This is a genomic window from Microvirga tunisiensis (genome assembly GCF_009296175.1).
Lineage (GTDB): Bacteria > Pseudomonadota > Alphaproteobacteria > Rhizobiales > Beijerinckiaceae > Microvirga > Microvirga tunisiensis.
Genome location: NZ_VOSK01000340.1, coordinates 1 through 6363, shown reverse-complemented (window position 1 = coordinate 6363; position 6363 = coordinate 1). Strand labels below are relative to the sequence as shown.

The 6363-nt window shown below is 58.8% G+C and carries 7 protein-coding genes and 2 pseudogenes; 8 read left to right on the top strand and 1 reads right to left on the bottom strand.

The annotated features are described in order from the left end of the window. Positions 1 to 140: 140 nt before the first annotated feature. A pseudogene (locus FS320_RS50435) lies at positions 141 to 458 on the top strand (NAD(P)-binding domain-containing protein); the annotation flags it as partial. Continuing rightward, positions 459 to 905 (top strand): NAD-binding protein, encoded by a 447-nt coding sequence (locus tag FS320_RS50430; protein WP_338105627.1) that lies wholly within the window; start codon positions 459 to 461, stop codon positions 903 to 905. A 218-nt stretch (positions 906 to 1123) separates the two neighbouring features. Here the strand turns inward: FS320_RS50430 and FS320_RS35980 are convergent, their stop codons facing one another. Next, positions 1124 to 1825: a FadR/GntR family transcriptional regulator gene (locus tag FS320_RS35980; protein ID WP_152717146.1), complete on the bottom strand. Its 702-nt coding sequence runs from the start codon at positions 1823 to 1825 to the stop codon at positions 1124 to 1126. Between the two features lie 168 nt (positions 1826 to 1993). Between FS320_RS35980 and FS320_RS35975 the strand changes: the two genes are divergently transcribed. The 6 genes and pseudogenes from FS320_RS35975 to FS320_RS35950 all read left to right on the top strand — a co-directional run. Further along, positions 1994 to 2995, top strand: coding sequence for an ABC transporter substrate-binding protein (locus FS320_RS35975; RefSeq protein WP_152717145.1), 1002 nt, complete (start codon positions 1994 to 1996; stop codon positions 2993 to 2995). 9 nt (positions 2996 to 3004) lie between these two features. After that, positions 3005 to 3838, top strand: coding sequence for an ABC transporter permease (locus FS320_RS35970; RefSeq protein WP_152717144.1), 834 nt, complete (start codon positions 3005 to 3007; stop codon positions 3836 to 3838). A gap of 1 nt (position 3839) precedes the next feature. Beyond that, positions 3840 to 4640, top strand: a complete 801-nt coding sequence (locus FS320_RS35965; RefSeq protein WP_152717143.1) for an ABC transporter ATP-binding protein — start codon at positions 3840 to 3842, stop codon at positions 4638 to 4640. An 11-nt stretch (positions 4641 to 4651) separates the two neighbouring features. Beyond that, positions 4652 to 5404, top strand: a complete 753-nt coding sequence (locus tag FS320_RS35960; protein ID WP_152717142.1) for an ABC transporter permease — start codon at positions 4652 to 4654, stop codon at positions 5402 to 5404. Further along, the gene (locus tag FS320_RS35955) at positions 5404 to 6108 is read left to right on the top strand and encodes a fumarylacetoacetate hydrolase family protein (protein WP_152717148.1); all 705 of its coding nucleotides are present in this window, start codon (positions 5404 to 5406) and stop codon (positions 6106 to 6108) included. Before FS320_RS35960 ends, FS320_RS35955 begins: the two co-directional genes overlap by 1 nt. Positions 6109 to 6235: 127 nt before the next feature. Beyond that, positions 6236 to 6363 (top strand): annotated as a pseudogene (locus FS320_RS35950) (NADP-dependent isocitrate dehydrogenase); the annotation flags it as partial.

Below are 6363 nucleotides of genomic sequence, written 5' to 3'. Positions count from 1 at the left end.
CTTCTTCCTGAAAATCAAGCACTTCAGACGCATCGCCACGCGCTACGAACAGACCCCACGGGCGTTTATGTCAATCCTTTGCCTCGTCAGCGCGTTCATCTGGACCAAATGAATGTCAACGCGCTCTAGGGGACACGCCAGTTGCAGTCGTCAACGAGTCGGAGGTGATCATCACCTGCCTCTTGGATGCAAGTGCCCTAGAAGCTGTATTCGGCGGCGACCAAGGCATTCTGGCCGCGGAAGTGAATGGTAAGCTGTTCATTGAAATGAGCACGGTCCAGCCTAAAACCCAACGGGCCTTGGCCGAGCGGATTGCCGCGATAGGCGGAGGCTATGTGGAATGTCCGGTGAGCGGCGCCACCGGCCCGGCCCGCGAAGGGAGGCTGATAGGTCTCGTCGGTGGATCCCCCGACGATGTTGCCCGGGCGCGACCGGTCCTTGAGCAGCTATGCCGCCGGATCGAACATGCAGGCCCGGTTGGATCGGGGGCGAGCCTGAAACTCGCCGTCAACCTGCCGCTGGTGGTCTATTACCAAGCGCTTGGCGAGGCTTATTCGCTCTGCCGCCATCTTGGCATCGAGCCAGAGCGGATCGTCGATCTGTTCTCGGACACATCCGGCGGCGCCAACATTCTCAAAACGCGCGGAGCCATGATTGCCAAGGGAATGCGCGGAGACGATCCTCAGCCCGTGACCTTCGACGTAGATTCCTTCCGGAAGGATCTGCGGACGATGCTAGTGGAGGGTGAGGAGCGTGGATTCTCCCTTCCGGTCACCGAGCGAGCTCTCTCGGTTTACGATGAAGCAAGTCAGCAGGGCTGGGGCGCTCGAGATGGGACCAGCCTAGCTGGATATTGGTCAAGTCGTTCGGCAGATAGATCTTTGGAAGAGAGGCAAAACGACTGACCAGCAAAACCGCTGACTGGCCATATGGCTGAACTTCCGTTTGAGTGGTGACTGGACGTCCGCGGTCGGCACTCCACGGATCAACGTGCTTGGTCCGCTTCGGCGCTCAAGAGACGACATTTGTTGAGTCGCAGGAATGTGAAAATTAGACCCGAAGCGGTCCTTCACCGCAGGGGGCGTGAATCCCTGAAAGCTGATCAATTCACTATGCGCCAAAGTTAGTCTGCCGCATCTGACTGCCGCGCCAGGAGATTGCGCTCTACACTCTGCAAATGGACACGCATCGCCGCTGCCGCCCCGTTCATATCCCTGTTTTCAATGGCCGTAATGATCGTTTCGTGTTCGGCAAAGCTGTGATGGTCGGGACTTGGCTTAACAGGAGTCGATCGGAGGCGCCCCCATGTGACTGCGCGGCGCAGCGCGTTCAGCATGTCGAACATTCCAAGAAGCGGTATGTTCTGTGTCGCCTCAGCGACGGTGCGATGTAAGCGGGTGTCCCAGTTCTCGTACTGCCGCCATGTCGCAGCCTCCCGGGTTCGAGCCTGACACATCCTCAACTCACGAAGGTGCATTGGTGTGGCTGTCAGGGCTGCTGCCCTTGCGATCTCAGGTTCAATGATAAATCGCGCTCGCATCAGTTCAGCCGGGTTGGTTCGCTTCGCCAGTGCAGTGATATCTGAAAGCGTATCGGTCGGCCGATTTCCCATGAAGGTGCCTTTGCCGACATGGCGCCAGATCTGGCCTTCGGCCTCAAGCGTCCCAAGAGCCTTTCTCAGTTCCGTCCGAGTAACACCAAGAGCCGTGGCCAAATCCCGCTCTGGCGGCAATCGGCCGTCCTCGGATAGCTCCGCTTGCGCGAGGTACGCTCGCAACTGGGTGACAATGGTCCGATTAGTTCCTGCCTCGCTGTACATCTGCATCTAGTGATCTCAACCAATACTGAATTGGTTGGATCTTTTATCCGCCAACGCAATATAGTCAACCGAAAAATAGCTTGACACACCTTGAGCCAATTGCGACCAATAGGGCATTGGTTGCTCATAGCGCGGCTAATAACAAAGGTGGGCTAACCGCCGAACTTATGGGAGATGGAAATGTTCAAAGGCTTGGTATCGCTAACGGCGAGCGCTGCAGCACTCGCAGTTGGTGTGGCCCTGATAGCGTCGAACGCGGCGGAAGCGGCCAAGGTTCGTGTGGTTTATGGCGACATCCCCAGCGTGGAATCCCTGCATCTCTTGGCGGCCTTCGAGCGTGCCAAGGAAAAGGGTGTCGATATCGAAATGACCTACCTGAAATCCGAGGACATTGCCGCGCAAGCGGTGGTCGGTGGCCAAGCCGACATCGGTGTTGGCGGCCCCTATGCACTCGTTCAGAAGGTCAAGGCGCCGATCCGCATGTTCATGCAGCTTTCGACGCTGCGCTTCTACCCGGCCGTCAACGGCGAGTTCTACAAGAACTGGAAAGACCTGAACGGGCAGGAAGTCGCCGTCCACTCGCGTGGCTCCGGGACCGAGGCCATCATGAAGCTGATGGAGCAGCGGCAGGGCATCAAGTTCTCTAAGATCAGCTACATCCCGGGCGCCGAAGTCCGTACGGGTGCTCTGCTTCAGGGTAATGTGAAAGCCACAATCGTCGACTCGTCCGGTCGCCGTCTGCTCGAACAGCAGGCCCCCGGCAAATTTGTTATCCTGCCGCTCGAAGGCGTGAATGCGACGGACGAAGCTCTGTTCGCCAACACAAACTTCCTCGAAAAGAATGCGGCGGATGTTGACAAGATCGTCGAGGCCATTCTCACCACCTGGCGCGAAGTGACGGCCAATCCTGCTTTGGTTTCCGAGTGGCGCGCCAAGTACAAGCTGCTGCCCGACCTGCCTGCCGCGCAAGCGGGCGACATCGGGCCTTATTTCGAGGAACTCGCGAAGGGCAAGGCCTTCCCGCTTAATGGCGGCGGCGCTGCAGCGGCGAAGGACGACTTCGCCTTCTATACGCTCTCAGGCCAACTCACGGGTGAGCCCGCAAGCCTGAAGGTTGAGGACTTCTGGGACACCCGCCCGCTGGATCGCGTCCTGGCCAAACTCGGCTCCAAGTAAGGTGCCGGAATGATGGCCTCCTCTCAAGTGAACGGCCCCGTGCGGGCCGTCCATCCGCCGGTCGGCTGGGGCTTGAGCCTCGGTCGCCTGTTCACGAGCCATCCGATCGCGACGAGGATGGTTTCACTCGGGCTCTTCTTCCTCATCTGGGAAATCGCCGGACGTGTGCCGATCAGCTATGCCTTCCCAACCTTTCTCGATACACTTTATGCTTTCGCCACAATGCTGCTTGATGGCAGCTTGGTCCTGGCCTACGGCTCAACTCTGCAGCCGCTGATTATCGGCATCGTCATTTCAGGAGTAGTCGGGGTAGGGCTCGGTATCGTAATGGGGCTGTCACGGAAGGCCGAGTGGCTCGTAGCGCCACTCTTCATCGTCCTGCAATCAGCGCCTATGGCGGCTCTCATTCCGCTCATTACTTTCGTGTATGGGATCGGTCTGACGGCCAAGATTCTCGCTGTCGTCATGCTTGCACTGCCGGTCATCGTACTGAATGGCTACAAGGCGGTCCGGAACGCCAACCCATCCCTGGTGGCGATGTGCCGTTCGTTCCAAGGTACGAGATTCCAGCAGATCACCAAGATCATCATTCCTGATGCGAGCCCGGTGATCTTTGCCGGACTGCGTCTCGGCCTCGCCGCCGGGTTCATTGGTGTCATTCTGGCCGAACTCTTGATCACACCCACCGGCATCGGTGACCTCATCACCTATCATCGCTCCGTAGCCAACTATGCGGAAATGTATGCCGCCGTGGTCTCCATCATCCTGGTCTCGACCCTGACGCTGACAGCATTGGAGGCATTCGAGGTCCGTGTGCTGCGCCCTGAAAAGAAGAGAGGCTGACATGTCTGTTTCCGTTGCTTCCATACAGGCTACGCCGCGGGTCGAAGACGATTCCGCAGTCGAGGTGCGCAGCATCTGCAAGAACTATGGTGAGATCGAAGCTCTGCGCCTGATCGACCTCGACTTCCCTCGTGGCAAGCTCACGACGCTGCTCGGTCCTTCCGGCTGCGGCAAGACGACCCTGCTCAAGATCATCGCCGGTTTGGTCGAGCCGACCTCCGGTGAGGTGCGTGTGAACGGCAAGATCGTCACGGGTCCCGGTCCGGAGCGTGCCTTCGTGTTCCAGGACTTTGCCCTCATGCCGTGGGCGACAGTGATGCGTAATGTGGCCTTCGGGCTCGAGTTGAAGGGTATGGGCAAGGTCGAGCGCCAGTCCATCGCGCGCCACTACATCGCCGAGGTCGGCCTCAACGGATTTGAAGACAAGTATCCGCACGAACTCTCGGGCGGCATGCGCCAGCGCGTGGGTCTTGCCCGTGCCTTCGCCGTAAATGCGGAAGTACTTCTTCTCGACGAGCCGTTCTCCGCCGTGGATGAGCAGAACCGCCGCAAGTTTCAGGAGGATCTGCTGCAACTCGTGGAGAAGCAGCGCAAGACGTTCATCTTCGTGACACACAGCATCGAAGAGGCCGTCTACGTATCGGACCGTATCGTGCTGCTCTCGCGCCGGCCGAGTCGCGTTGCGCAGATCATCGAGCCCAAGATTGACCGAACCGCGTCTCCCGACGCGATTCGCCGCGATCAGGGCTATCTCGATACCGTCGAGGAGATCTGGCAGGGACTCAAACACTACGTGGACTAAGGAGGGCGGCTATGACTCTTTATGGATATCGGGTGCCGATGATGGCGTCCCTTCTGGTCTGGTGTCTGATATGGGAGCTGGTCGGGCAGTCCGGCCTGATGTTCCTGGTGCCGCCGCTCTCGAGCGTGCTGATGGCCGGCGTCACGATGGTACAGACCGGCACATGGCAAGCGGCCGCGCTGATCACGCTGCACAGCTTCGCCGTCGGCATGGCGCTAGCCATTGTTGTCGGCGTCACGCTGGGCGTGTTGATGGGGAGGTTCAAGGCCGCGGATGAGCTGTTCAGCATCTGGGTCAACATCTTCGTCAGCGCGCCGCTTTCTGCGCTTGTTCCTGTGTTGATGATTCTATTCGGCATGGGCGAGACCACGGTCATCGTCACAGTCTTCCTCTTCGCGGTGTGGATCATCGTGTTGGACACGCGAGCGGGCATTCAGCATGTGCCGAACTCGCTCATCGAGATGGGGCGCTGCTATGGCGCCTCTCCCTTCGCTCTTTACGGGAAAATCGTTCTCCTTGCAGCACTGCCGGAGATCCTCGCGGGGATCCGACTCGGCCTCGTGCGCGGCGTAAAGGGTGTTGTGATCGGCCAGCTTCTGGTGGCGATCATTGGTTATGGCGAACTGTTTGAACTCTATTCACGCAGCTTCGACATGGAGAACTTCTGGGCATTGACGATCATCCTCTTCGCTGCGGCGATGCTGATGTCGGCAGCCATTGAACACATTGAGAAAAAAGTCGACTATTACGCAGGAGTAAGATGATGAATGCGCCTCTCGCTATGACCGGCTACGTCGTTCAGCCGGCAGCAGTTGCCACGTTGCCTGTGCAAGGCAGTGACAAGGTCTTCCCGATCCATCGGATCTATTGCGTCGGCCGCAACTACGCCGAGCATGCCATAGAAATGGGTCACGACCCGTCGAAGGAGCCGCCGTTCTTCTTCCAGAAAAATCCGGACAACATCGTCACCGACGGTAAGTTCCCGTATCCCAGCGCGACCTCGGATGTGCATCACGAGATCGAGATGGTAGTGGCGCTGAGCAAGGGTGGTACTGACATTCCGGTGGAAGCGGCGCTCGATCACGTCTTCGGCTACGGCGTTGGCCTCGATATGACCCGACGCGATCTCCAAGGCGAAGCCAAGAAGCTGGGACGCCCGTGGGAAGTCGGTAAGGCGTTCGAGGCCTCCGCTCCTTGTGGCCCGCTGGTGCCTGCGAGTGAAATCGGCCACCCGACCTCCGGCGCGGTCACGCTGAAGGTGAATGCAGAGATCCGTCAGCAGGGTGATCTCAACCAGCTGATCTGGAAGGTGCCGGAGATGATCTCGTATCTTTCTGGCCTGTTCACTCTGCAGCCGGGCGACGTCATCATGACTGGCACGCCGGCCGGGGTCGGCGCGGTTGTGCGAGGCGATGTCCTCGAAGGCTTCGTCGAGGGCATCGGGAAGATCGAGGTCGTCGTCGTCTGACCCGAATAGCCCGCAGGCGTGATGCGGGTGAAGGGTTCTCTAACAACACCGCAGCGCATTCACTTGCGCTGCGGTGCAATTTTGCGGCGGATCAACCGCTAGCGTTCAATTCAGTCAGGAGCCGCAAGTGGCGAAGATCAAGGTTGCCAACCCGGTTGTCGAGCTCGACGGCGACGAGATGACCCGCATTATCTGGCACTTCATCAAAGAGAAGCTGATCCACCCCTATCTCGACCTCGACCTGAAGTACTACGA